The following is a 25854-nucleotide window of genomic DNA, read 5'->3' as shown; positions in this document are numbered from 1 at the left end:
TAGGATCCTAACGCGAACCATGACAGATCTACTCTGGTACCAGTATGCGCTGATCGGGCTAATTTTTGCCTGGAGCGGTTTTGTGCGAACCAGCCTGGGCTTTGGCGGTGCCGTGCTGGCACTGCCTTTCCTACTTTTGGTCGTCAACGAGCCACTGGTATTTTTGCCGATTATTGCCATTCACCTGCTGATTTTCTCCAGTTGGATCGCCTGGAGTGGGCATCGCCAGCTACAGCAAGCGGGCGTGGGCACCACATCGCCAGAGAGTAATATCGATTGGGGTTATTTAACCAAAGCCTTGAAAATCATGATCATCCCCAAGCTGATTGGGGTAGTGGGGCTGTTAACGCTGCCCGCACAAGTCATGACCAGTATCATTTTCGGCATTGTGATCATCTATGCCATTGGCTATGTATTGAATAAGCCGTTCAAAAGCAAGAACAAGTACGTGGACTACGTGCTGCTGGCGCTTGGTGGGTATGTCAGCGGTACGTCGCTGATTGGCGCGCCGTTGATTGTGGCGGTATTCGCCACTCACGTCGCCAAAGAGCAACTGCGGGATACCATGTTTGTGCTGTGGTTTATCCTGGTGATGATCAAGATGGTCTCGTTCCTGATTGCAGGCGTGGATCTTCAGTTAATTCACCAGCTGTGGCTGCTGCCCTGTGCCTTTATCGGCCATTTGGTGGGCGAGAAAGCCCATCGCTATATGCTCAAAGCGAACACCGGGCTGTTCTTTCGTGTGCTGGGCGCGGTGCTGATTCTTGTCAGTGTCGTGGGGTTGATTCACCCGCCCGCGTAAGTGCTGATGCTCAAAGCTGGCTGTCGGCCTTTAGCGTCGTCTTGCCTAGAATGATCAGGACAACGGCCAGCAGGCCGCACACGACTGCCATGCCGGTAAACACGTTACGCAACGACTCCAGCCAGATCACCGCCGGGGCGACCACCACCGGGGAGATAAACTGGCCAAAAAAGAAGGTTGAGGTAAAACCGCCAAATACCCGGCCCCGTACTCGCTGAGGAGTGATCCGCATCAGCCACGTGGTGGTATTGGGCATGAAGGCGCCAAGGCCAAATCCGGAGATCGCCGCACCCACGATGGCCATGGCGTAACTCTGGGTGAAGCCCACCACCAAAAAACCGGCTGCCGCCAGGAAAAAGCCGAGCACATAGATTGTCATCACCGACAGGAACGGCTTGTAGTAACCATAGCAAAACGCCACGATGCTGGCCGTCAGGGCTGCCATCGAGAGCGCCACGCCGATCGCCATGCCGCTAATCTGGCCCTGCTGGGAAAGCAGAAAGGGCAGCTGCGCGGGAAACATATAAAACATGGTCATGCTGATCATGGCGATCAGGTAAGCAAGAACGGTACGTCCGTAGTCCACCGTTACCGGCGCATCGCTTGTATCGCGGCTGGCACCATCACTGGATCGAGGCTCTTGGAGAATCGCCCAGGCATAGGGAAGCAGCAGCACACCAGTCATATAGAGTAAAAACGGACCGCGCCAACTCCAGTCGGAAAGTAGCCCGCCTAGGTTAATAAAGATTACCCCGCCCAGCGCCATGCAGCTGCTTTGCAGCCCCAAAAAACGGGCGCGTTCGGAGCTGTCAAAATAATCCCCCACCAGCGTGGTACTGATACTGAGAATACCGGCTACCGCAATCCCCATCAGTGCGCGGGAGCTTAATAGCAGATCCACGCGATCAATGAAAAAGCCCGCGCCCCCGGCAAAACCGTAGATGCCCAGCATCATCAGCAGCAATTTCTTGCGCCCAAACCGGTCAGCAAGATAGCCCATCAGTGGACTGAACAGCGTAATCATCAGCGCAGGCAGGGTCAGAATCAGCTGAATCACTACCTGGGGCTGGTCGGGAAAATGGCGGCTGATGCCCGGCAGTGCAGGCGCGATAATTGCCCCCGACATCACGGTCATGGTGCTGGCAAACAGTAGTACGGCCTTAATATGCGTTAATTGGCTAATAGTCTTGTCCATATCAAGAGGAGGGGGAGAGAGTGAAGAGCACAAACGCTAATCGTAGCATGTTTGTTAGCGTGCTATGTTTGTGTTTTTTACCTTCTACTTCTCAAGCAGTCAGGCTCGGCTACGAACCGTTAAGCGCTATGGGAAGAACCGACGGGGTAGCGGTCATCTTCATATCTCTTGATGAGCAAGGAGAGTGCCTCAAGCTCATCAGCCTCTGGAGTATCAGCATCTGCGGCCCATAGCTCTTCTAGGCGAGCAAATGCACGATCAGGATCGGCATCGTTATGGATAGGCTGGATATTCATCATACAGTCTCCGCATTTACTTGGTCGTACTGTTGATGCGTGCCAACAAATGGTGGCCAGGGCTGTTTTGTGACCGCACAGCAGTTCAAGGGGTGGTGGTAAGGCAAGCCAGGTGTTGGGCGGTGTAGGCGAGCTATTACATCACGTAACGTTAAATTACTTGTTTGCAACTTAGCAAAACTTTGCCATAGTGAAAGTGTCGCCTAAGAGCACGCGTTGCGGAAACGCTTCGCCAGAATAATGCGGCAATAAAAACCCTCGGCCATGTGGAGTGGCTGGGGGTCTTGTTTATCTTGGGTTATGCGCCTTTGCGTGCTCTGGCCAGTTCGGCCATGGCGACGCGGGAGAGAAAGCCCGAGCGGGTTTTGTCGCCGGGGTGGCTGGCCACAAAGTCGTCAATTTGCTTAACCAGTAAATCAGGTAATGTGACGTTGATCTTGTGGCTTTTGCCCAGATAGGGGGTCAGGTCGATATCCACCACCGCCCAGATCCAGCCGGCGTATTCAGGGTTGTCCATGTGGTGCTCAATAGACGTTGCTTCGGGAATGGGGTCGCCATAGTCCACGGCTACTTCCAGCCATCCCTCGATCGCTGCTTTCACATTGGCTAACGCCTCTTCAAAGGTGTCGCCCGCTGAAAAGCAGCCGTTAAGATCGGGTACTACGACGCCATAGGCGTGCTGTTCGTCGCCGCGCTCAATTGCAATGGGAAACAACATACGTTGATCTCCTTTATGGGGGGGCAGCAGTGGCCAACCTCATAAGAGGCCGGCGCTTTTTCTGATTGCTCTTACCAAGCCCGTTTTCAAATCCTTTTTAGGATGTGGCACGGTGACCGTGCCGGGCTTGGTAGGGTGCCTGAAGTGGCAGTGGCTGCCGTTGACTCTGACCAACTCCCAGCCATCTTTCTTCAGTTCTTTTATCAGTGTTCTGCTATCCACCTCCTGCCCCTGTGCTGTTAATTATTGGGGTTACTATAACCCCACAATTTAAAAAGGGTCAACTTCTATAACCCTGATAACCCCAGTTTACTCAATGGGTGGTTCCGCCGATTATCCGGTGATTATCGGTGTAAGAGATCTTTTACAAATCTTGTCGGCAATGGCTTACATCAATGGGGGCTTGAGGAGCTGGCTATGACGCTTGGATGCGCGAGCTGGAAGGAGCCAGCTTTTCTGTAAGGAGACGGATACCAAAGACCATCGGCCATTGGATGGCCGGGGATTATGTTTTTAAAACAGGGTATTGGGAAAATGAAGCGGCTGAATTGCTTAAACAGAAAGTTCGTGTTCGATAGCGGTGGTTACAAACTGATTAAGGCTTTGTCCTTTGGTCGTGGCGGCGTCGACGGCGTGTTTGTGCAGTTCTTCCGGTAGACGCACCTGAAACTTGCCAGAGTAGGACTTGGTGGGTTTAATGCCGCGCTTTTGGCATTCATCCAGAAAAATACGCAGCGAGATTTTGCCTTCGTCGCGTAGCCTGGCAACGCTATCGGCGTATGCGATGTATTAGCCATTTGCTGCTAGCCCCTAATGTTTCTGCTTGGAACCTGGAGCTACTGCAAATAAAAAAACGGCCACTTGCTATATTAGCTAAGTGGCCGTTTTTTCTAAATTTTTTGGTCGGAATAGCAGGATTCGAACCTACGACCTCTGCCTCCCGAAGGCAGCGCTCTACCAAGCTGAGCTATATTCCGAAGGTTGCCGAGCAATGCTTATCTGTGCTCAACAACGGAGGTGGATCATACTTAGCCAGAGGTGTTTTTTCAAGTCCTCGGCGGTGTGATCTAGCAATTTTTATGCTTGGCGATCAACCGCTAAGCGGGCCAATTGGGCCATGCTGTCGCGGTAGACGCTGGGCGGTAGGGCGTCCAGTTGCTGCAGGGCTTTATCGGCCATCTCTTCGGCGCGCTGGCGGGTATAGTCGAGTGCGCCGGTGGCGTGAATAATTTCCAGCACGGCGTCGAGCTGCTCAAGCCCGCCATCGCGAATCACCTGGCGAATCAGCTTGGCCTGTTCCGGCGTACCTTGCTCCATGGCGTGGATCAGCGGCAGTGTCGGCTTGCCTTCGGCTAGGTCGTCGCCAACGTTTTTGCCCATGGCATCGGCGTCGCCCTGGTAATCCAGCAGGTCATCGATCAACTGAAAGGCGAGACCTAAGTAGCGGCCATAATATTGGAGAGCGCGCTCCTGTTCCGGCGTTGCTTCTGCCAGCACAGCACCGCTGTGGGAAGCCGCTTCAAACAGCATGGCGGTTTTGCCCAAAATGGTCTCGAAGTAGTCCTCTTCGGAGATGCTGGGGTTGCCGATGTTGGTCAACTGCAGCACTTCCCCTTCCGCGATGATGCAGGTAGCACCGGAAAGGATCGCCATAATGCGCATCGAGCCCACATCGACCATCATCTGAAACGAGCGGGCGTAGAGGAAGTCGCCGACCAGTACCGAGGGCGCATTGCCCCAGGCGTCGTTGGCGGTTTTCTTGCCCCGGCGCATATGCGATTCATCCACCACGTCATCGTGTAGCAGCGTGGAGGTGTGCATAAACTCTATTAATGTGGCCAGCGGAATATGCTTGTCGCCGGTGTAGTCGAGGGAGCGGGCGGCTAGGAGTGCCAGTAAAGGGCGCAAGCGCTTGCCGCCGCTTTCGGTGATGTACTGGCCGATCGTTTCAACCAGTGGCACTTTAGAATTGAGCTGCTCGACAATTGTCCGATTGACGGCTGCGAAATCATCGGCCACCACGGCATGCAGCGGTGAAGGCGTTGGGCTGTCAGGCTGGGCTGAGGAGACGTTAGCGGTCATGGGATACGTTCATCGCGGCAGATTGAGGCGGTAACTCCCGCCCATAGTGGAGGTCATGCTATGGGGCTGCCTGTTAGGCGTCAAGACACGCGCTGTGGTCACGCTATGATATGCCGTTATAAGGAGATGGTCGTGTCAATTGACAACGGCCTATGGTCTTGTGGTAAGAGAAGATAGTCGTTATAATCCGCGACCCACTCATCTTGCTCCCTGTCAGATGGCTCCAAAAGGGGCGCCACTCGCAGCAGGTCGATAAGAGCACGACTCGAAAGAGCGTAGGAGATGAGTGCCGTTTAACCGTTAGAACGGCATTAACGACAGTCCGGAGAGCGACATGTACGCAGTTATCAAAAGCGGTGGTAAGCAGTACCGCGTTCAAGAAGGTCAAACCCTCAAGCTCGAGAAAATCGAAGTCGCTACCGGCGAAACGATTGAGTTTGACGAAGTGCTGATGGTCGCTGACGGCGATGACTTCAACATCGGTGCGCCGATGATCAGTGGTGCTAAAGTCTCTGCCGAAGTGGTTTCCCACGGGCGCGGCGATAAAGTCACCATCATCAAGTTCCGTCGTCGTAAGCACCACATGAAGCGTCAGGGCCACCGCCAGTGGTTCACTGAAGTCAAAATTACCGGAATTTCTGCGTAAGCGGTCAATTCCCTTAGGAGGATTTTGCAATGGCACATAAAAAGGCAGCCGGCTCCACGCGTAACGGTCGCGATTCCGAGTCCAAACGCTTAGGTGTAAAACTCTTCGGTGGCCAAGCGGCGACTGCGGGTAACATCATCGTGCGTCAGCGCGGCACGCGTTTCCACGCGGGCACGGGCGTAGGCCTTGGTCGTGACCACACACTGTTTGCACTGAGCGACGGTTTTGTGAAGTTTGAGACCAAAGGCCCGAAAAACCGCAAGTTCGTTAGCATCGTTTCTGCCTAAACGGCTAGTGCTATGCTCGCGGTTGCGAGAAAAAAGGCCCCGCTATGGCGGGGCTTTTTTGTCGGTTAAATCTCTTTTCCAATACGCTTTACCAGAATGCTGGGTTTTACCAAGATACTGGTGGGAATAAAGGGTTGGAGAAAAAGTAGTGCATATATTAGGGCGGCGGAAGCGGCCGGGAGAATCCAATGCAGTTCGTCGATGAAGCCTCGATTATTGTTGAGGCGGGCAAAGGCGGCAATGGCTGTCTGAGCTTTCGCCGCGAAAAATATGTGCCCAGGGGCGGCCCCGATGGGGGCGATGGCGGTCATGGTGGTAGCGTTTACCTAATTGGTGACGATGCTCTTAACACTTTGATCGATTTTAAATTCCAGCGCTTCTATAAAGCCCAGAACGGGCAGGGCGGCATGGGCCGTCAAATGAGCGGCAAGGCCGGTGAAGACCTGCACGTCAAAGTGCCGGTGGGTACCACGGTGATTGATGAAGACACCCTGGAAGTCATCGCCGATGTGACCGAAATTGGCCAGGTGGTGCTGGTGGGCGAAGGTGGTCGGCGTGGATTGGGTAACATCCACTTTAAATCGTCTACCAACCGCGCACCGCGCCGTACCACAACGGGCACCGACGGTGATCGCCGCAACCTGCGCCTGGAAATGAAAGTGATGGCCGATGTCGGCCTGCTGGGCATGCCCAACGCGGGTAAATCGACGCTGATTCGTTCGGTGTCTGCCGCCAAGCCCAAGGTTGCCAACTACCCGTTCACGACCTTAGTGCCCAACTTGGGCGTGGTAAAACTGGGTATGCACGAGCACTTCGTAATGGCCGATGTACCCGGCTTGATTGAAGGAGCCTCTGATGGCGCCGGTTTAGGGTTGCGCTTCTTGAAGCACTTAACCCGCACGCGGCTGCTATTCCACGTGGTCGATGTGGCACCGTTTGATGAATCCGATCCGGTGGAAGCGGCGAAGGCGATTGTTCACGAGTTGGGGCAGTTCTCCCCGGCGCTTTCTGAGCGGCCGCGCTGGCTGGTGCTGAACAAGTTTGACCTGCTGCCGGAAGATGAGCGCGAAGAGCGCGCCCAGAAGATTATTCAGGCGCTCAACTGGGAAGGCCCGGTATTCCGTATTTCGGCGATCAGCAGCGACGGCACCGATAAACTGGTTCAGGCGGCTTACCGCTGGTTGACCGAGCAGCGCCGCCTTGAGCACGAAGATGAAGAGGCGTTGGCCCGTGAAGAAGAGATGCGTCGCCGCATGGAAGAAGAGTCGGTTGCGCGTACCGAAGCTCGCCTGGGCCGTCGGCGTAAGCGGGACGATGAAGATGACGAAGATTTCGACGACGATGATTACGACGTTGAAGTCGAATACGCCCCTTAGTGGTATTAAGCGGGTGCATTCGGTAGTCAGCTAAAATCGGTAGTATTCAAAAAGGGGCTGCGTTCGCGCGGCCCCTTTTATGGGCGTCTTATTAAGTTGCACGTGGCTGATTTAGTGGTGAGTATCTGATTTAGTGATGAGTGCCTGATTAAGTTGTTAGCGTCTGATTGAGGTGGGTCGCATGGAAAGTAACGAGCAAATCCTGGGCCGCAGCGCGCTAAGCCGTGCACGGCGGGTCGTGGTGAAGATTGGTAGTGCGCTGCTGACTAACGATGGCCGCGGCCTGGACGAACCCGCCATCGGTGGTTGGGTGGATCAAATTGCCGCTTTGCACCAGAAGGGGATTGAAGTGGTGCTGGTCTCTTCCGGCGCCGTGGCGGCTGGCATGGTGCGTCTTGGCTGGCAGGTGCGCCCCAGCGCCGTGCATGAACTGCAGGCGGCTGCGGCGGTAGGCCAAAATGGCCTGACCCAATGCTACGAGCAGCACTTTGCCCGCCACGACATGCTCACCGCGCAGATTCTGCTTACTCATGATGATCTTTCCAACCGCAAGCGCTACCTGAATGCGCTCTCAGCGCTGCGTACGTTGGTAGAGATGCGCGTGGTGCCGGTGATCAATGAAAACGACACCGTGGTCACCGATGAGATTCGCTTTGGCGACAACGACACGTTAGGCGCGCTGGTTGCTAACTTACTGGAAGCGGATGCTCTGCTGCTATTGACCGACCAGGAAGGCCTGTTTGACGCCGACCCACGGCACAACCCCGATGCCCAGATGATTGCCGAAGGGCGCGCCGACGACCCGCGCTTAGCCGCCGTGGCAGGTAGCGGTGGCGCGCTGGGGCGGGGTGGTATGACCACCAAGGTGCGCGCGGCGCAGTTGGCGGCGCGCTCCGGGGCGGTCACGGTGATTGCCAGTGGCCGCCAGCCTGACGTTATCAACCGGATAATGTCGGGCGAAGCGCTAGGCACGCTGCTGCGTCCTGACCAAGTGCCCATGGCGGCGCGCAAGCGCTGGCTGGCGGGTCAACTGCAGGTGCGTGGTACGCTGGTGCTGGATGCGGGAGCAGTCAAAGTATTGCGCGATAAAGGCTCAAGCCTGCTGGCAGTGGGCGTGCGCGACGTACAGGGCGGTTTCAAACGCGGCGATATGGTGGTGTGCGTGGATGAGCAGGGTGCGTCAGTGGCCAAAGGCTTGGTCAACTATGGTGCTGCTGAAGCCCGCCAATTGGCGGGCCAGCCCAGCCACCAGATCGAAGCCATCCTCGGCTACGTAGAAGCCCATGAACTGATCCATCGCGATAACCTTGTCGTGATATAGAGGCTTCTTCTGGTCGTTTTTCAGTCCCGAATGCGGGGCGGTAGAGGCACTTGCCGGGGCCAGTCATCAGGTACCAAAAATAGCCGCTCGTAGCGTTGTTCATTGTGCTCCCGCTCTGAGAAGCACAGCATCACTTGCTGGGGTGAGCGCCAGGCGTGAACCTTTTCGATAATGGCGGGCAACTGCTCCGCCGCAGGGCGAAAAGCGCTGAGGGGCGGCGGTGCCAACCAGTGAGGTTTTTCCAACCACGCCATGCGCGGCATGGCGGGAAACCGGGCTGCCAGCGCAGGCCAGTCACGTAAGTAGCACCAGGTGCCTCGGCGATGGTCTGCCGTCGCGCCTTCGGGCGCTGGCATGGCGGCGTGCCAGGGGTAGTAAAGTACGCCGGGCATCGCCAACCGCTGGGTTAACTGCTCGCCTAAACGCAGATCAGAAACACCCAGATCCCGTGGCGTTAGCCAATGCGTAAGCGTTTCCAGCGCCGACGCCGTGGTGGAAAGGGGGAGCTGATGACGTCTGAGGTGAGAGCACTTAAGCGCCAGGCTGTCTAACCCGCCGGGGCCAATCCAGCGGCTTTGACTATTGGCTGCCCCAGGCCCTTCGGGCAGCCCCAGGTAGAACTTAATAGCGACTTCTAAATGTATCGGTGCCGGATTGTCGCGGGTTCTATACAGCATATCCAGCTCGCCCAGGGTGTTGCGCTGGCGGGTGATGCGCACGTTCCGGGCGAGCAGCCGTGTATTCGGTGCGTGATCTAACAGCATATGCCACAGGCGTTCGTGGTAATGGCCCAAATTCCTTCTTTACGTATCTGTACGAGAATGTCTGTACGTCAATGTTTATACAATAGTGAATAAACGGCATTCAGCGAATGCGACAGGGAATTTATACCACCCCGATACTTTCCTTAAGCTGACAAAGCTGTTCATCTAACGTTCATGTTGCCTTTGGCATGCTGACCCTATGAGTAAAATCCTACGCCACTTTAAAAAGCTACTGCGCAGCGTCCCTCGTCGCAACGTCACTGGGTTAGCCTTGGTGCTGTTGCTGGCGGGTAGCGCGGTGGGTGACCAGCATTGGGAGTCGCTACACGGCGAAGTGCGCCGCGGTGAGGTCGTGCCGCTCGACACTATTTTGGACTGGCTGGAAGCGCACTATATAGGGGAAGTGCTGGAGGTTGAGGTGGAACGTGAAGGGGGTTATGTCGAGTATGAGATCAAATTGCTTGGCCCCCAGGGCCAAGTTGTCGAGTTCGAGTTTGATGGCCATAACGGCCAATTAATGGCCATTGAAGGGGTGCGTATCAATGATATGCGCCGCTAGCCTGTTGATGTCACTTGCCAAAAAAGGGTAGTTAGCCGATGAAGTGTTTGTTGGTAGAGGACGACCAGGCGCTGGCTCGCGAGCTTAGCCAAGCGTTGCGCGATGGCGACTGGCTTGTAGAGCATGCGGCTAACGGTCAGGATGCCGATTTTCTGGTACGCACGGAAGCCTACGACACGCTGATTCTGGATGTCGGACTACCCGATGGCGATGGCACTCGCTGGCTTTCGGCATGGCGGGAAGATGGTATCGACCTGCCGGTGCTGATCCTTACCGCCCGGGAACGCTGGGCCGATAAAGCCGCGGGTTTTACTGCCGGGGCGGATGACTACGTCACAAAACCCTTTGAGCCCGCGGAAGTACTGTTTCGCCTGCGCGCCCTTGTGCGCCGCAGCCACGGCCATGCCCATCCAGTACTGAAAGTGGGTGAGCTGAGTTTGGATACCCACACCCAGCACGTCACCTTGGCAGGGCGTCCGGTGGGATTAACCGCCCAGGAAACCCGACTGCTGGGCTATTTAATGCACGCCGCACCGCGGGTGGTGAGCCGCACCGAGCTCTCGGAGCACGTTTATGACCGCGACCACGAGCCGGACTCCAACGTGATTGATGTTCAGGTCAGCCGCCTGCGGCGTAAGTTGGGCAGTTGGCGAATTGCCACCCTGCGTGGCCAGGGCTATCGCTTATTAGCAGAAGAGCCCGCTACCGAATGAGTCGACTCAATTCGGTCTGGCCTGAACTTTGGGTAAGGCGCTGGGCAAAGCGCTCTATAAGCCTGCGGCTACTGCTGGCGGTGCTAGTGATGATAGGGCTGGCGCTGCCCGTTGCGGGCACGCTGCTTTCTCATCATTACCGTGCCTCGGCTACTCAGGCCTTTGATGAGCGCCTGGGGGCCACCCTCAACGTCATCATGGCGGGCGTTACCTACGACCGCATAGAGCAACAGCTTGTCCATGACCGGGCGCTGGGCGACCCGCGTTTTGACAATGTCTACTCCGGCTGGTATTGGCAAATCACCGATGGCGAGCAGCATACGTTGGCCTCGCGCTCGCTGTGGGATCAGCGCCTGCCGGTGATTGATAGCGACACTCTTAGCGCTCGCTCGATACCTGGCCCTCGGGGGCAGTCGCTGCGCGTGGTGGAGCGTGATATCTATTTGGCGCCGTTAGAAACGCCGCTACATATTAGCGTCGCCGCCCGGGACGATGTGTTGGCCCGGGACATTGGCGAATTTCAGCGCCTGCTGTGGGGCGGTTTAGTGGGCCTGGGCGTGTTGTTGCTTGGCGTATTGGCGCTCCAGGTACGCTGGGGGCTAGCGCCACTGCGCCGCATGCATGCCAACCTGCATGAGGTGGAGCAGGGGCGCGCCGAGCAGTTAGATACCCGCTTGCCCGACGAGCTGGCAACGCTTGCTGCCTCAATGAACGCGGTGCTGGCCCGCGATCAGCGCTTGATTGAGCGTGGCCGCCATACCGCTGGCAACCTTGCCCATGCGCTGAAAACCCCGCTGAGCGTGATGCGCCTGCAGCTACGCCAGTTGCCGGAAGCGAACCGAGCCGCCTGGGAGGTTGAGCTAGAACGCGTGGATAGTGCGGTACGTCATCATTTGGCACGCGCTTCAGCGGCGGGCGAAGGCGTTCGCTTTGCGCCCATTGATTTACATGCCACCCTGGCGCCGCTGCTCAATGGGCTGGCCAGGCTTGCCCAGCGGCGTGGCATTGAGCTGCGCCAAACCTGGGCGGGTGAGATTAAAGTCCATATGGATGGGCAGGATATTCAAGAGCTGGTGGGTAACTTAATGGATAACGCGCTGCGCTGGGCGCATAGCGATGTGCAGCTACAGCTAGAGAGTGACGGGCAGCAGTTAACCTTGACCGTTAGCGACGACGGCCCCGGTATGAACGAAGCAGAGTGCCAGCAGGCGGTGCAGCGCGGTAAACGGTTGGATGAACAGCGTTCGGGCAGTGGCTTGGGTTTGGCCATTGTGACTGATCTTGTCGCTCTGTATAGCGGCCAACTGCACCTTAGCCGCGCCAGCACTGGTGGGTTAAAAGTCGTGGTGGAGCTGCCCGTCGTCGCTCGTAATCGTCTCGTATAAATAATGGAGACCGCACCGAATGAATCGTACAGATACGCTGCCCGATATAGTCGCCGGCCCCCTATTAAGACGTATCAGCACTACACGGCTGGTACTTTGGCTCGTCGCCACTCGGCCACTGAATATGGCATTAGTGCTGCGCCCAGGGCACGCCGATAGCCAGTCAATCGGCTTAGCGCACCACCAGCAGTGCATCCCCATCGGTCAGCGGGCCTTTATCTACCTAATTGATTGTGAGCTTGAGTCAGCGCTGCCCTGTGACGAGCGCATCGAGTACGACCTGCAGGTGGAAACACAGCAGGGCGAGTGGCGCTCTCTGCCCGAGTGGGCGCCGTGGCTCTGTTATGATGGCGCCGCCTATCCTGCCTTTGTGATTGCATCCCGCCATCACCGCCTGATGCATGGCTCCTGCCGCAAGCCCCATCACGACAGTGCCGATGGCCTGGTGCGCGCCGACAGTTGGCTTGCTGAGCAGCAGTCAGCGCCCACCGAGTGGCCCGCTTGGCTGCTGATGACCGGCGACCAGGTGTACGCCGACGACGTGGCCGGGCCGATGCTACGCGCCGTGCATGCGGTGATTGAGCGGTTAGGGCTGGTGGATGAGTGGCTGGAAGGCGCGACTGTCGACGATAGCCAGGCGCTCTACCGCTCGCCGGATAGCTACTACCGGCGTGCTGCACTGTTGCCGGATGTGACCAGTAACGTGGCGCTGCGCGAGCGCTTTTTTGGCGGTGTCAAAAAGCCGGTGTTTACCTCGGCGAACGCCCATAATCACTTGATGACGCTGGCAGAAATGCTCGCCATGTACTGCCTGGTGTGGTCACCGGTGCCCTGGCAGGTAATTGCCCCTGAAGCGCCTGCCTTAGATGAAAAAGACGCCGAGCTCTATCGTCAGGAGCAGGCGATAATCGATGCCTTTGCTGAAGGCTTGCCCCAATGCGCTCGGGTGATGGCGCACCTGCCCAGCCTGATGATCTTCGATGACCACGACGTTACCGACGACTGGAACCTAACCGCCGACTGGGAGCGCGCCGCCTACGGTCACCCGTTCTCTAAGCGAATTATCGGTAACGCCCTGGTGGCCTATCTGCTTTGCCAAGCCTGGGGTAACGATCCGGATAAATTGAATCCGTTAGTCCACCATGCCTTGACCCTGCTGGGTGATGGCGACCAACCGCTAGTCTGCGCTGAACAGGATGGGCTGATTGAGCGGCTGCTGCGTTTTCAGGGCTGGGAGTTTCAGGTGCCCGGCACTCCCACACTAATCGTGCTGGATACCCGCACCCGGCGCTGGCGCAGCGAACGCAGCCCGCATCGGCCTTCAGGCTTGATGGACTGGGAGGCGCTAATGGAAATGCAGCAGGCGCTAATGGGGGCCAAAAGTGCGGTGATTGTCTCTCCCGCACCGATGTTCGGCGTCAAGTTGATAGAGGGAATCCAAAAGCTGTTTACCCTTGCTGGTAAGCCGCTGGTGGTGGATGCCGAAAACTGGATGGCTCACCGGGGAGCGGCCAATACGCTGCTGCAAATTTGGCAGCACTCCAAAACCCCAGGCAACTACGTGATTCTATCTGGCGACGTGCACTACTCGTTTGTCTACGACATTGTGGTGCGTCATCAGCGCCGTTCTCCCCATCTGTGGCAGATCACCTCAAGCGGGATCAAAAACACCTTTCCCAAAAACCTGCTCAATACCTTTGACCGGCTCAATCGCTGGCTCTACGCGCCGTGGTCGCCGCTTAATTGGTTCACCAAGCGCCGCAAACTAAGCGTTCACCCCCGCGATCCTGACCGCGCCAGCGCGGGTGAACGGCTGTGGAACGCCAGCGGCATTGGCTTAGTAACGCTGGATGAAAAAGGCCACCCTATCGATATCCGACAGCTCGACGCCGACGGTAGCGAGGTGGTCTTTCCGGCGCGGGAGAAACCGCTCATTTAACGTCAGTGTAGCGTCAACTGACTGATGTCCTTGATGATTGTCATTATAGCGTCACAAAAATGACGCACGCTTGCTTGCAGCTTATCAACCAACTCCAGGGAAGGTGACACATCATAGGAACCACCGCTGGTTATTAGGGTGGCAGAATAGGGCAGCAGGCAAATGACCGCACAAGAATCGCAGTGGTTGCAAAAGATTATTGCAACAGAAGAGTTGCACGTGCTCTTTCAGCCCATTGTGGATGCCAGCCAGCAGGCGATTTATGGCTACGAAGCACTGATTCGTGGGCCTAAAACATCGCCGCTTCACTCGCCGTTACGACTGTTTGAAGTAGCCACTCAGGCCGGAAAGCTGGTGGAATTAGATATACTCTGCCGACGGTTAGCCATCTACCGCTTTGCAGAGCTCGATCTGCCGGGCCTGCTGTTTCTTAACGTTATGCCGTTGACGATCGTAGAGCGTGATTTTCGCGAAGGCTTAACGCTTGGCTTTATTCGTGACAGCGGCTTGCCCCCAGAGCGGGTGGTGATCGAGCTCACTGAACACGTGCCAATCCACGACTACGAGCTAATGCGCCAAGCGGTGGATCACTACCGCACCATGGGCTTCCAGGTGGCGCTGGATGACCTCGGTGCAGGTCACTCAAGCCTGCGCCACTGGTCGGAGCTGCGCCCGGATTTCGTTAAACTCGACCGACACTTTATCTCCGGCATTGACCAGGATCCTGCCAAGCGAGAGTTCCTGCGTTCGATTCTCGATGTGGCGCGTAGCCTGGACTGCCAAGTGATCGCCGAAGGGGTGGAGACCGCTGCTGAGCATCTTTGCTTGTGGGAACTCGACCGTGGGCTCGCACTACTACAAGGCTTCTATTTCGCCCGACCCAACCAGCAGCCGCCTTTAGAACTCAATATGGTGCTGCCAGCGAGCACCCAATTAAAAAGCCCTGCGGGTCGCACCACGCGCTCGATTTTACGGGCTACCGATGCCATAACTACGGATTGCGCAGTGCCGTATATCTCCGAGCGATTTCGCCAACAACCCAGTTTGCGCTGTGTGGCCGTGCTGGAGAATGGTAAGCCCGTGGCTGTGGTGCGACGCAACTCGTTTTTAACTCTATTTACCAACCCCTATAGCCATTCGCTTTATGCCAAGCGCCGTGTGCTGGACGTTGCTGATGCACGCATGCTGGTGGCCGAAGCGGATACTCCGCTTGAGATTTTGAGTCAGAAGTTGACCGACAGCCGGGATATTGAGCAAGAGGACTTTGTCATCGTTAACGCTAACGGTGACTACCTGGGGATGGGCAATATCGTTGACCTTTTGCGTGAGATTACCGCGATTCAGGTGCGCCAAGCGCGGCATGCCAACCCGCTCACCGGCCTGCCGGGTAATATCCTGATCAATGAAACCCTGGCGGCTTATTTGGCCTCCGGGCATGGGTTTGCTGCGGCCTATGTTGACTTGGATAACTTTAAAGCCTTTAACGATGCCTATGGCTACGCCCGAGGTGACCACATCATCATTTCGCTATCGCGGCTGCTGCAAGCACAGGTAGAGAATGCCGGGGGCTTTATTGGCCATATTGGCGGCGATGATTTTATGATGTTGCTGCCGCTTGAGTACTGGGAAAGTGTTTGTCAGCAAATTCTACACTCATTCGAGGTGATGGCTCCGGGCTTCTATGAAGAGGCTGACCGCCTTCAGGGCGGGATTCACATCGAAAACCGTCAAAATAGAATGACGTTTTTTCCCTTTGTGAGCGTCTCGATTGCGGTAAAACCCATCCATGATACGACTACCTGCCAATCGCTGGATATCGCAGGCGAGCTTTCTGAGCTGAAGCACCAGGCGAAAAAAATTCCCGGTAACAGCCTGTTTGTAGAGCGCCGCGGTCACGAGGCTTTTCAAGCTGTAGATTAACTGTCCTTCGCCAAAACGTCACGAAGTGGTCATATAAGTGCCCCATTTTTGTCATCTGGAGTCGTCAGGATGTTGTCATCTTTTAATAACTCTACAGAACGCTACAGGTGACCCATGCAGACATTATCCCTCTCCCGCACGTTAATCAGTGCCGCCGTTGCCAGTGCCTTCGCCTTGGTCGCAGTGAACGCCTCTGCGGATCTTTCATCGCGCTATGTGGATAACGATGGCGATATGGTTGCCGATGTTCCCAGCGACGAGTCACAGTGGGTGGATCCGGATACCTTGGTGTTTGCTTATACGCCGGTTGAAGATCCTGCGGTTTACGCTGATGTCTGGTCTGGTTTTTTGGATCACCTGAGCGAAGCCACCGGCAAAAAAGTCCAGTTCTTCCCGGTGCAGTCCAATGCTGCCCAGCAGGAAGCGCTGCGCGCTGGCCGTCTCCACGTAGCCGGTTTCAATACCGGTGGCGTACCGGTCGCGGTTAACTGCGGTGGTTTCCGCCCCTTCGCCATGATGGCCGCGGAAGATGGCAGTTTTGGCTATGAAATGGAGATCATTACCTACCCCGGAAGCGGCATTGAAGCCGTTGAAGACTTGCAGGGTCGCCAACTAGCGTTTACCTCAGAAACCTCTAACTCTGGCTTCCGCGCCCCCTCGGCGCTGCTGCGCTCTGAGTACGGTATGGAAGCGGGTGAAGATTTTGAGACCGCTTTCTCTGGTTCTCACGACAACTCCATTCTCGGCGTGGTTAACGAAGATTACGACGCGGCGGCGATTGCTAACTCCGTAGGCAAGCGGATGATTTCCCGCGGTGTAGTGAACGAAGGTGATTACGACATTATCTACACCTCACAAACCTTCCCCACCACCGCTTACGGGCTGGCGAATAACCTGAACCCGGAACTTGCCGAGAAGATTCAGGATGCGTTCTTCAGCTACGACTGGGAAGGCACTGCCCTAGAGTCAGAATTCGCCAACTCCGGCGAAGCGCAGTTTATTCCGATTACTTATCAGGAAAACTGGGCGGTTATCCGCACCATCGCTGACGCCAACGGCGTGACCTACGACTGCGATTAATCTTTAAGCAGTACCCCAATACGATCGGCCAGGAGGGCAACCTTCTGGCCGAACCGCTATGTAGATGAGGCACTTCCATGTTGACACTCACCGGCGTTGGTAAACGTTACCCTACCGGGGATCGAGCGCTGACGGATATTGAACTAACGCTGCCCAAAGGCCAAGTGATGGCGCTGATTGGCCCATCTGGCGCGGGTAAAAGCACACTGATTCGCTGTGTGAACCGGTTGGTTGAGCCTACTCAGGGCAGTATTCGCCTGGACGGCACGGAACTGACGAAGCTCTCGGGACATAAGCTGCGTCATGCCCGCCGCTCCATGGGAATGATTTTTCAAGAGTATGCGTTAGTAGACCGCCTAACCGTGATGGAGAACGTGCTTTCAGGTCAGCTCGGTTATGTGGGATTTTGGCGCAGCTTCCTGCGCCGCTACCCGCAGGAGGCTGTGATTGAAGCCTTCCGTCTATTGGAGCGAGTGGGGTTGCCGCATGCCATCGATAAACGTGCCGATGCCCTGTCTGGCGGCCAGCGCCAGCGGGTGGGTATCGCCAGGGCGCTCCTGCAAAGTCCTAAGCTGTTGCTGGTGGATGAACCCACCGCCAGCCTTGACCCAAAAACTTCGCGCCAAATCATGCGTTTGATTCGTGAGCTGTGCGCAGAGCGCGAACTGGCGGCGATCATCAATATTCACGACGTAGCGCTGGCCCAGCAATTTGCTGACCGCATTGTCGGCCTGCGGGCGGGTGAAATCGTCTTTGATGGCCTTCCCAGCGAACTCACCAGTGAGATCCTCACCACGATTTATGGTGAAGAGGACTGGGACACCACGCCTGAGCCAATGGACGAAGAAGTCAGCGGCGATGAGACGACTAACACTGCTCCGATTAATCCTCCCTACGCGCGGGTGATGTCGTCAATCGAAGCGGGGGCAGCACGATGAGCGAGCAGGCACGCCAGCAGGCGGCGCAGCACGGTCAGTGGCGGCGACTACCGCTAATTGAAAGTCCTCGCTTGCGCTGGGGGCTTGCCATTGGTGCAGTGGTGTATCTGTTTTTAGCGCTTGCCTCGGTAGAGGTGAACTGGGAGCGGGTGGCGGAAGGCGCAGGCCGGGCGGTTAATTTTTTAGGCGCCTTTATGCAGCCTGACTTTGTCAGCCGCTACGACGATATCGTCGCGGGCTTGCTGGAAAGTTTGACCATGACGCTCACCTCCACGGTATTGGGTGTACTGCTGGCGATACCCGTGGGTTTAGGGGCAGCGCGTAACATTTCACCACTGCCGATCTACTTTGTGTGCCGCGCGATTATCGCCGTTTCGCGCACGTTCCAGGAGATCATCATCGCGATTCTGTTTGTGGTGATGTTCGGCTTCGGGCCCTTTGCGGGCATGATTACTCTGGCCTTCGCGACGATTGGCTTTATGGCCAAGCTACTGGCGGAAGATATTGAAGATTTGGATTGGCGGCAGGTAGAAGCGGTACGCGCCACGGGCGCCAGTTGGTGGCAAACCATGAACCACGCCGTGCAGCCCCAGGTCATGCCGCGTTTGATCGGGCTCTCCATGTACCGTTTGGATATCAACTTCCGTGAGTCCTCGGTGATTGGCATTGTCGGCGCAGGCGGTATTGGCGCCACGCTGAATACCTCGCTGAGCCGCTATGAGTACGACACCTCCGCGGCGATTCTGCTGATTATCATCGCCATCGTGCTGCTGTGCGAGTACAGCTCAAGCCATGTCCGCCGCTGGACTCAGTAAACGCTGATTCAGTAACTGCTGGATCCGTAAGTTCTGGCCCCTTAATTTGTCGAGAGTTTAAATGCCTGTTTCCACTACACCCCAGGGTCAGCCGGTTTGGCGGCGGCGCACCACCCGCGCTCAATGGTTGCAGTACCTGGCTTGGCTGGCGGGTGTCAGCCTATTTCTGCTCTGCTGGAAGATGATTTCCGACAACACCATGTGGGTGTTTGTGGAAGATGCCGGCCGCCAGGGAGCAGATTTGATCAGCCGCATGACCCCTCCCGAATGGAGCTACGCCAATGTGCTCTGGAAGCCCATGTGGGACACCATCAATATCGCCACTTTGGGCACCGCGTTAGGGATTATGATGGCGTTTCCGGTGGCATTTTTAGCCGCCCGTAACACGACGCCGCATCCGCTGGTGCGCAGTTTGGCGCTGATGGTGATCGTTTCATCGCGCTCCATTAACTCGCTGATTTGGGCGATGCTACTGGTCACCATTCTTGGCCCCGGCGTACTGGCGGGGATTATTGCCATTGCCCTGCGCTCCATCGGCTTTGTGGGCAAGCTGCTTTACGAAGCGATTGAAGAGATCCATCCCACGCCCGTTGAGGCGATTAGCGCTACCGGCGCGAGTCGACTGCAGGTGATGAACTACGGCGTGCTGCCCCAGGTGATGCCCGCGTTCGCGGGGATTAGCGTTTACCGCTGGGACATTAATATCCGTGAGTCGACGGTGTTGGGCTTGGTCGGGGCAGGTGGTATTGGTCTGCAGTTGAATGCCTCGATCAATAGCCTCGCCTGGGATCAAGTTAGCGTCATCTTTATTATGATTTTCGCCACCGTGCTGGTATCGGAGTGGATTTCCGCACGCGTGCGTCACGCGATTATCTAGTCATCGGTTTCCTAATCTGCAAACTGCCTAGATCGGCGAGGTTACCCCTATGCGCTTTCCTGAAGCCGAACAAACAACGATAGATTTACTGCGCCACGGCGAGCCGGTGGGCGGGCGTATGCTCCGCGGCTCCACCGACCATCCGCTGAGTGAAACCGGCTGGCAGCAGGTGACCGATGCAGTCATGCGGCAGACGGTCGACGGGCATCTTCCCTACGATGCGATCGTGACCTCTCCGTTAACGCGCTGCCGCGAATTCGCCTTATGGCTGGGCGAGGAGTTTGATCTGCCCGTTCAGGTGGAAGACGATTTCGCCGAGTTGCATTTGGGGCAGTGGGAGGGCAAAACCCACGCCCAGGTGTTTGCCGAAGAGGGCACCGAGCGAATGAGTGCCTTTTGGTTCGATCCTGCCGCGGTGTCTCCCCCCGGTGGCGAAACCCTGCAAGCCTTTGACGCGCGATTAGCCGAGGCCTGGCAGCAGCTGTTAAGTAACCCGCCTAGCAAGCATGTGCTGGTAGTGGCGCATCTATTTGTCTGCAATGGCCTGCTGCGCCAGGTGATCGAGCAGCCGCTTTCGCGGGTACTGGCAATGGATTTACCCTACGCGGCCATGAGCCGGGTGCGGCATGAACGCCATGCGCTGGGTGAAACCAGCTTTGTCGAGTGGATTGGCCGCTAACCATTGGCGGCTAGGCATGCTTTGCGCCATCATGAAAGCATGTTGATTTATTGGAGCGGCTGCCCATGCTACTGGTTCGCCTGTGGCCTCTACCTTGCGGGTTGGCACCTTCTGGAAGGTGGCTGCTTACCTGCCTGTTACTACTGGCACTAGCGGGTTGTGCCAGCCGCGATCTTACCCCCATTGAGGCGCCTCCTAACCGCGCAGGACTCTCTATGGAGCGTGCGCTGATTCTCTCCCATGCTCAGCAGGCCATTGGCACACCGTATCGTTTTGGGGGAAATACGCCCGATGGTCTGGACTGCTCTGGCTTAGTGGAAATGACCTACCGGGCGGCGGGTATTCGTGTTCCGCGTTCCGCCGATGAACAGTTTCGTGCCTTGCCACAGGTGAAAAAACCACGCCCTGGTGATCTGCTTTTCTTTGGCGACCGTCGCAAAGCGACCCACGTAGGAATTTATCGTGGCAACGGCCAAATGATTCATGCACCTGGTAAGGGCCGTGCAGTAGTCAGCGTGCCGTTAGAGATCGATTACTGGCAGGCGCGCTTTTTGGGTGCCGCCAGTCCAGCGCCTTAAGGAGCGCTCAATTCAGCCGCTTGTTAGGCCTGAAAATTCGTCAGACTTTATGATTTGAATCAATATAGAGTTCCCCAAACGCCCTATAATCGCGCCGCTTGTCGTTATTTTATCCACTAAAATTAATCGTATTTCACTAAACGGCAAAGTGCGGCAGACTTAGCTAAACGCGTCAGTTGATGCGGACAATAATAATCGAGCACGCCGCTTACCTCCCCAACGACGCTATCTGTTTGAGGCTAAGCTATGAAAACTATCGTTAACCGCATGTCGATGCGGTTTAAATTTGTCTGTGTATTGCTGCTTCCCTTGCTTGCCCTGGCTTGGTTTGCTGCGCAAGGCATTATGGAACGGCGCGCGACGGTGCAGGAGTTTGATCGTCTTCACGCCTTGACCCAACTGGCCCAGCGTGCCGGTGACGCCGTGCACCAAATGCAGCTTGAACGGGGCATGACCGCTGGCTTTCTGGGCAGCGAAGGTAATGCCTTTGGCGATCAGCTTAATCAGCAGCGTCCCAACACCGACGCCGCTGTCCAGGCTTTCCAAGCTCAGCGTGATGCCTTGGATCCAGCGCTGTTAACACCTGCTGTCCAGCAACGACTCAACGAAATCGACGCCCAGTGGCAGCGCCAGGCAGCCTTACGCAAGCGTGTCGATGGCCTTGATATGGCGATGGGTGATGCGTTAAGCCACTACACTGGCATCAACGGTCAACTAATGGCCTTTGTGGGTACGTTGTCGCATCTAACCAGCGAAGGGGGTATTGCTCGCCAGCTAAGTGCCTACTACCAACTGCTGGAAGCCAAAGATTTAGCGGGGATTGAGCGGGCTCTGCTTTCCAATGCCTTCGCCAGCGACGGCATGCCCGACGCTACGTTACGCCGTTTCTTGTCCTTGCTGGGCGAGGAACAGGCATTCTTGACGAGCTTCCGCCTGTTGGCTGGAGATGAAAGCCGCGACCAGCTTGACCAGGCATTGAGCGGTGCAGAGATCGAGCGTCTCTTGGCTCGGCGCGAATTGGCGATCAGTCAAGCGCAAGCCGGCGGTTATGGTGTCGACCCGGAACAGTGGTTTGAGTGGCAAACGGTGAAAATTGCCCGCCTTAAAGCGTTAGAGGATAGCGTGGCAGATACAGTGGTGGCCCAGACTGTCGCGCTGCGTGAGTCGGCCCAACAGGCACTTTGGCAGTATGCGGTAATTGCGCTCGTGGCCAGCTTGATGGCGATTGTCGCTGCCGTATTGATCGTACGCGTCATTACCCAATCGCTTAACCAAGCGCTAACCAGTATCGCGACCCGGGGTAGCGATTTGACACAGCGCTTAGTGGTGCCGGGTAGCGATGAGTTATCAAAGCTATATCAGGCGTTTAATGAATCGTCGGAAGTTACCGAAGCGCTGGTCGCTGACGTTAAGCGCAATGCGCAGTCGGTGGCGGTGGCCAGCAATCAGATGGCGCAGGGTAATCAAGACCTTGCCCAGCGAACCGAAGAGCAGTCCGCCTCGCTGGTGCAAACCGCGTCGAGCATGGAGCAGATTACCGCCACGGTGCGGCAGAGTGCTGAAAACGCGCAGCAAGCCCAGCAGATGACTGGGGAGGTGGCTCAAGAGGCAAAAGAAGCCACCGCAGTCGCTTCTCAAGCCCAAACAGCCATGCAGCTTATCCTGCAAGCCAACGAGCAGGTAACTAGCATTGTGGTGACTATCGATAACATCGCTTTCCAAACCAATTTGCTGGCGCTTAATGCCTCGGTTGAAGCGGCGAGAGCCGGTGAGCATGGGCGCGGTTTTGCAGTGGTTGCCGATGAAGTACGCAAATTGGCTAGCCGCAGCGCCCAGGAGGCCAGCCAGATTCGTCAATTGATCGATAATAATGTGACAAAAATTTCAGAAGGCGAAAGCCTGGTGACTACCACCAATGAAACTCTGGGGCGGATTGCTCAACGGGTAGGGCAAATGGCAAGCCTGATGGATGAAATGGCGTCGGCTACCCATGAGCAGTCGGCGGGTATTGAGCAAATTAACCGTGCCATGGCCCAGTTAGAGGAGGTGACCCAGCAAAACGCTGCATTGGTTGAGGAAATGGCCGCGGCGAGCCGCTCCCTTGATGATCAGGCCGATGATATGACCAGCAAAGTGAGCGATTACCAAGTGCGCGATACGGCGTTGGCCACCCAGCGTTTAGCCCTCTCTCCCGCGTAGCTTACCTGTCATTATATTGAGCAAACTCTTTAACTAATTACCTCGTCAGCCGATAAGGTACTTTGCAGTGCAAAGTACCTTCGCCGTCATAGGGTGTTATTATGCCTAGCAGTACTACTGTCTTCATAATAACGGTTCTATTGACCTAATAACGGCTCTATATAACAACGAACCTATTTAGCGACGGCTCTATAAAAACGACGAGGAGAGCAAAGACATATGTATGAATCCTTGAATTTATCGAAGGAACAGTCTTTGTCTCAACAGCACTCCCAGCCAGCGCCTTCACTGCCCCGCTCGAACGTGATGCCAACGGCATCCGTAAGCCATTCGGCGTCACCCGCTGAATCGGTATTTAGTTACGCCAACGAAGCGATCATTATTACTGATGCGGAAAATCGGGTGGTGGAGGTGAACCCCGCTTTTTGTGAATTAACGGGGATTACGCAGGGCGATGTACAGGGCAAAACACCAGAAGCGTTCAGCATTTTACCGCTGGACGATAGCCGCACCACGCGGTTGATGCGGGAAGAGCTGCAGTTGCGTGACCGTAGCAAAAGCCAGGTGAGCTACCGTAGTCACGATGGCCAGTTTTATCCCGGCATGATGTCGATCAATCGTGTGCGCAATGAGCACGGCGAGATCGATCACCATGTGATTGTGCTCGCAGATCTTTCGGCCATTCCGGCCCATGCCCGCCACCTTAATCGAGAAGTCTACTTTGATGCCCTCACGGGGCTACCCAACCTGCAACTGCTGACGCAGTTGATTCAAGAGTCCATGCAGCATGCAGAAGCCAAGCAGCTCCCCTTGGCGGTGTGTTCGCTGGATATCGACTTCTTCAAAAATATTAATGACCGGCTGGGTCCCACCGTAGGCGATGCGCTGCTGTCTTCTTTTTCACAGCGCATCAGCCATCTGCTGTTTGGCGATGACGTGCTGGCGCGGGTGGGTGGCGATGAGTTCGTGCTGTTACTGCACCACGGTGTCGACGATGACTTTTTCGAGAAGTTGCTGGGCTCCATTCGACAACCGATGATGATTGAGGGCCAGAGTGTTCATCTGACGGCGAGCCTGGGGGTTACGCTCTACCCTAATGACCACGTTCAGGGCGATGTGCTGCTGCGGCATGCCAATCAGGCCATGTATCGTGCCAAACAGCGTGGCCGCGACACGTTCCACCTGTTTGACCCTAACCATGACCGCTTGCTTCAGGTGCGCCATGAGCAGCGCCAGCGTTTTATTGATGCCCTCACTCACAATGAACTGTGCCTTTACTATCAGCCCCAGGTCGATATGCGCAGTGGCAAAGTGGTCGGTCTAGAGGCGCTGATTCGTTGGCAGCACCCTGAAGATGGGCTGCTGGCACCTGGGCAGTTTTTACCCATCATCGATACCACGCCGTTGGAGGTGGATCTTGGCGAGTGGGTCATTGAACGAGCGCTGCGTCAGTTGAGTGAGTGGCAAGTGCAGGGCATCGCGCTGCCGATCAATGTGAATATAAGCCCTACGCATCTGTTAGTGAGTGATTTTAGCCAGCGGCTTGGCGAGTTATTGGCACGCTACCCTGATGTACCGCCCGTACTGCTCAAGCTCGAAGTGCTGGAGAGCGCCGCAATGCACGATATCCAGGCTGCGCTGCAAAATATGGCGCGCTGCCAGTCGCTGGGGGTGAGTTTTGCTATTGATGATTTTGGCACCGGGTTTTCGTCGTTAACCCATCTGCGGCAGTTGCCGGTCAGCCTGATCAAAATTGATCAGAGCTTTGTCCGCGATATGCTCACCGATCAGGATGATATGGCGATTGTGGAAAGCGTCATTTACATGGCTAATCGTTTTAAGCGGCCCATGCTGGCAGAGGGGGTAGAAACCTTAGACCATGCCAAAGCCTTGATGGCGCTAGGCTGCGATTTAGCCCAAGGCTATGGTATTGCGCGGCCTATGCCCGCCGAGTCATTACCTACCTGGTTGGCAAATTGGCCTAGCCGTGAAGAGTGGAGCTCTCTTGCGCTAGCGGACAATTAAGCAGCTTGTTCCTCTGAAGGTTGCTCGTTAGCGGCTGATTCATCAGCAGAAGAAGTTGCCTCGGCGCCGTTGCTGCGGGCTTGCTCCATTTCACTGCGCTGCATGGACGCTTCGAGCTTGGCTTCCAACAAGTACTGACGCGCTTGGGCAGCCACTTGATGATCTTTGGGAGAGGGATCTGCAGGCGCCATGGCTGCGGCGATCACGGTCTGCATTTTTTCGATAGTGGCTTGGGGGTCATTGGGTACCGGGCCATAATCGATCGGTACTTCTCCCGCGACCGCGTAGCGCTTGCCATCGGGGCCAACTTCATACTCGTAGCTGGCGCCGCCTGCATAGGCACCGCCCACGGTTTGGTGCGCCATCTCGTGCTGGCGAACTTCGCGGTCGTTCTGTTTAAGCTGGTCTAGTAGCCGAATCTCATCCGGCGCCATGGGCGTACCGTCAGCCCGTTTGGGGCCAGCCTCGGCACTGCTGCTCTCTTCACTAGCACTAGTCGTTTTTGGGTCGTCGGTAGACGCCGTATCTTCTTCTAGAGCACGGCCTTTAGCGGCTTGCTCAACGCGCGGGGACATTGTATTCGCTGAAGGGTACGTCCCGGCAGCGTGAGAAACAGTGCTAATGGAAGAAACGGCCATAGGTCATTACCGACTAAGTACG

26 protein-coding genes and 1 tRNA gene are annotated in these 25854 nt (G+C 56.2%); 18 read left to right on the top strand and 9 right to left on the bottom strand.

The features are described from left to right. The first annotated feature begins 19 nt into the window (after positions 1-19). Positions 20-802: a sulfite exporter TauE/SafE family protein gene (locus tag AC4EYZ_RS10120; RefSeq protein WP_009287879.1), complete on the top strand. Its 783-nt coding sequence runs from the start codon at positions 20-22 to the stop codon at positions 800-802. Between the two features lie 10 nt (positions 803-812). Here the strand turns inward: AC4EYZ_RS10120 and AC4EYZ_RS10115 are convergent, their stop codons facing one another. The 7 genes from AC4EYZ_RS10115 to ispB all read right to left on the bottom strand — a co-directional run bounded on the left by AC4EYZ_RS10115 (position 813) and on the right by ispB (position 5093). After that, on the bottom strand, positions 813-1997 hold the full coding sequence (locus AC4EYZ_RS10115) for an MFS transporter (RefSeq protein ID WP_490204246.1): 1185 nt from the start codon (positions 1995-1997) through the stop codon (positions 813-815). Between the two features lie 119 nt (positions 1998-2116). Next, complete coding sequence (locus AC4EYZ_RS10110) at positions 2117-2296, bottom strand: hypothetical protein (RefSeq protein WP_474192710.1); 180 nt, start codon at positions 2294-2296, stop codon at positions 2117-2119. Between the two features lie 295 nt (positions 2297-2591). Continuing rightward, positions 2592-3011, bottom strand: coding sequence for a type II toxin-antitoxin system HicB family antitoxin (locus AC4EYZ_RS10105; protein ID WP_022520765.1), 420 nt, complete (start codon positions 3009-3011; stop codon positions 2592-2594). A 39-nt stretch (positions 3012-3050) separates the two neighbouring features. Then, positions 3051-3233 carry a type II toxin-antitoxin system HicA family toxin gene (locus tag AC4EYZ_RS10100; protein WP_474192709.1) on the bottom strand — a complete coding sequence of 61 codons (183 nt, stop codon included), beginning with the start codon at positions 3231-3233 and terminating at the stop codon, positions 3051-3053. 330 nt (positions 3234-3563) lie between these two features. Continuing rightward, positions 3564-3734 carry a YlcI/YnfO family protein gene (locus AC4EYZ_RS10095; RefSeq protein WP_474192713.1) on the bottom strand — a complete coding sequence of 57 codons (171 nt, stop codon included), beginning with the start codon at positions 3732-3734 and terminating at the stop codon, positions 3564-3566. Positions 3735-3911: 177 nt separating this feature from the next. After that, positions 3912-3988, bottom strand: a tRNA-Pro gene (locus AC4EYZ_RS10090). A gap of 100 nt (positions 3989-4088) precedes the next feature. Then, the gene (gene ispB, locus AC4EYZ_RS10085) at positions 4089-5093 is read right to left on the bottom strand and encodes an octaprenyl diphosphate synthase (protein ID WP_009287882.1); all 1005 of its coding nucleotides are present in this window, start codon (positions 5091-5093) and stop codon (positions 4089-4091) included. Positions 5094-5427: 334 nt separating this feature from the next. Between ispB and rplU the strand changes: the two genes are divergently transcribed. The 4 genes from rplU to proB all read left to right on the top strand — a co-directional run bounded on the left by rplU (position 5428) and on the right by proB (position 8723). Continuing rightward, a complete protein-coding gene (gene rplU / locus AC4EYZ_RS10080) occupies positions 5428-5739 on the top strand; it encodes a 50S ribosomal protein L21 (protein WP_022520761.1) in 312 nt (103 codons plus the stop codon). Positions 5740-5768: 29 nt separating this feature from the next. Then, complete coding sequence (gene rpmA, locus AC4EYZ_RS10075; protein ID WP_008957069.1) at positions 5769-6026, top strand: 50S ribosomal protein L27; 258 nt, start codon at positions 5769-5771, stop codon at positions 6024-6026. 188 nt (positions 6027-6214) lie between these two features. Then, positions 6215-7402: an Obg family GTPase CgtA gene (gene cgtA, locus AC4EYZ_RS10070; protein WP_022520760.1), complete on the top strand. Its 1188-nt coding sequence runs from the start codon at positions 6215-6217 to the stop codon at positions 7400-7402. Between the two features lie 181 nt (positions 7403-7583). Further along, positions 7584-8723: a glutamate 5-kinase gene (proB, locus tag AC4EYZ_RS10065; protein ID WP_022520759.1), complete on the top strand. Its 1140-nt coding sequence runs from the start codon at positions 7584-7586 to the stop codon at positions 8721-8723. A 20-nt stretch (positions 8724-8743) separates the two neighbouring features. On the opposite strand, the gene AC4EYZ_RS10060 is transcribed toward proB, so the two are convergent. Next, a complete protein-coding gene (locus AC4EYZ_RS10060; protein ID WP_022520758.1) occupies positions 8744-9517 on the bottom strand; it encodes a DUF1853 family protein in 774 nt (257 codons plus the stop codon). A 169-nt stretch (positions 9518-9686) separates the two neighbouring features. On the opposite strand from AC4EYZ_RS10060, the gene AC4EYZ_RS10055 reads away from it, so the two are divergent. From AC4EYZ_RS10055 to AC4EYZ_RS09995, 13 genes are all read left to right on the top strand, one after another. Next, positions 9687-10046, top strand: a complete 360-nt coding sequence (locus AC4EYZ_RS10055; RefSeq protein ID WP_022520757.1) for a PepSY domain-containing protein — start codon at positions 9687-9689, stop codon at positions 10044-10046. 38 nt (positions 10047-10084) lie between these two features. After that, the gene (locus AC4EYZ_RS10050; protein ID WP_022520756.1) at positions 10085-10759 is read left to right on the top strand and encodes a response regulator transcription factor; all 675 of its coding nucleotides are present in this window, start codon (positions 10085-10087) and stop codon (positions 10757-10759) included. Further along, a complete protein-coding gene (locus AC4EYZ_RS10045) occupies positions 10756-12144 on the top strand; it encodes a sensor histidine kinase (RefSeq protein WP_022520755.1) in 1389 nt (462 codons plus the stop codon). The genes AC4EYZ_RS10050 and AC4EYZ_RS10045 overlap by 4 nt, the downstream gene beginning before the upstream one ends. A 19-nt stretch (positions 12145-12163) precedes the next feature. Further along, on the top strand, positions 12164-14083 hold the full coding sequence (locus AC4EYZ_RS10040) for an alkaline phosphatase D family protein (protein ID WP_022520754.1): 1920 nt from the start codon (positions 12164-12166) through the stop codon (positions 14081-14083). A gap of 162 nt (positions 14084-14245) precedes the next feature. Beyond that, positions 14246-16003 carry an EAL domain-containing protein gene (locus tag AC4EYZ_RS10035; RefSeq protein ID WP_009287888.1) on the top strand — a complete coding sequence of 586 codons (1758 nt, stop codon included), beginning with the start codon at positions 14246-14248 and terminating at the stop codon, positions 16001-16003. A gap of 114 nt (positions 16004-16117) precedes the next feature. Next, complete coding sequence (phnD, locus tag AC4EYZ_RS10030) at positions 16118-17083, top strand: phosphate/phosphite/phosphonate ABC transporter substrate-binding protein (protein WP_022520753.1); 966 nt, start codon at positions 16118-16120, stop codon at positions 17081-17083. A gap of 77 nt (positions 17084-17160) precedes the next feature. Further along, the gene (gene phnC / locus AC4EYZ_RS10025) at positions 17161-18021 is read left to right on the top strand and encodes a phosphonate ABC transporter ATP-binding protein (RefSeq protein WP_009287890.1); all 861 of its coding nucleotides are present in this window, start codon (positions 17161-17163) and stop codon (positions 18019-18021) included. Continuing rightward, positions 18018-18836: a phosphonate ABC transporter, permease protein PhnE gene (gene phnE / locus AC4EYZ_RS10020; RefSeq protein WP_490204245.1), complete on the top strand. Its 819-nt coding sequence runs from the start codon at positions 18018-18020 to the stop codon at positions 18834-18836. Before phnC ends, phnE (AC4EYZ_RS10020) begins: the two co-directional genes overlap by 4 nt. A 61-nt stretch (positions 18837-18897) precedes the next feature. After that, positions 18898-19713, top strand: coding sequence for a phosphonate ABC transporter, permease protein PhnE (gene phnE, locus AC4EYZ_RS10015; RefSeq protein ID WP_022520751.1), 816 nt, complete (start codon positions 18898-18900; stop codon positions 19711-19713). A 49-nt stretch (positions 19714-19762) separates the two neighbouring features. After that, a complete protein-coding gene (locus tag AC4EYZ_RS10010; protein WP_022520750.1) occupies positions 19763-20392 on the top strand; it encodes a histidine phosphatase family protein in 630 nt (209 codons plus the stop codon). Positions 20393-20457: 65 nt separating this feature from the next. Then, positions 20458-20970, top strand: coding sequence for a C40 family peptidase (locus AC4EYZ_RS10005; protein WP_022520749.1), 513 nt, complete (start codon positions 20458-20460; stop codon positions 20968-20970). A 246-nt stretch (positions 20971-21216) separates the two neighbouring features. Further along, complete coding sequence (locus tag AC4EYZ_RS10000) at positions 21217-23169, top strand: methyl-accepting chemotaxis protein (RefSeq protein ID WP_022520748.1); 1953 nt, start codon at positions 21217-21219, stop codon at positions 23167-23169. A 306-nt stretch (positions 23170-23475) separates the two neighbouring features. After that, positions 23476-25194 carry a putative bifunctional diguanylate cyclase/phosphodiesterase gene (locus AC4EYZ_RS09995; protein ID WP_053857143.1) on the top strand — a complete coding sequence of 573 codons (1719 nt, stop codon included), beginning with the start codon at positions 23476-23478 and terminating at the stop codon, positions 25192-25194. Here the strand turns inward: AC4EYZ_RS09995 and AC4EYZ_RS09990 are convergent. Then, positions 25191-25832, bottom strand: a complete 642-nt coding sequence (locus AC4EYZ_RS09990; protein WP_009287897.1) for a putative metalloprotease CJM1_0395 family protein — start codon at positions 25830-25832, stop codon at positions 25191-25193. The genes AC4EYZ_RS09995 and AC4EYZ_RS09990 overlap by 4 nt on opposite strands. Positions 25833-25854: the final 22 nt, after the last annotated feature.

This window comes from Vreelandella sp. 162(4c), assembly GCF_058152265.1.
This window is presented reverse-complemented; position numbering and strand designations above follow the sequence as displayed.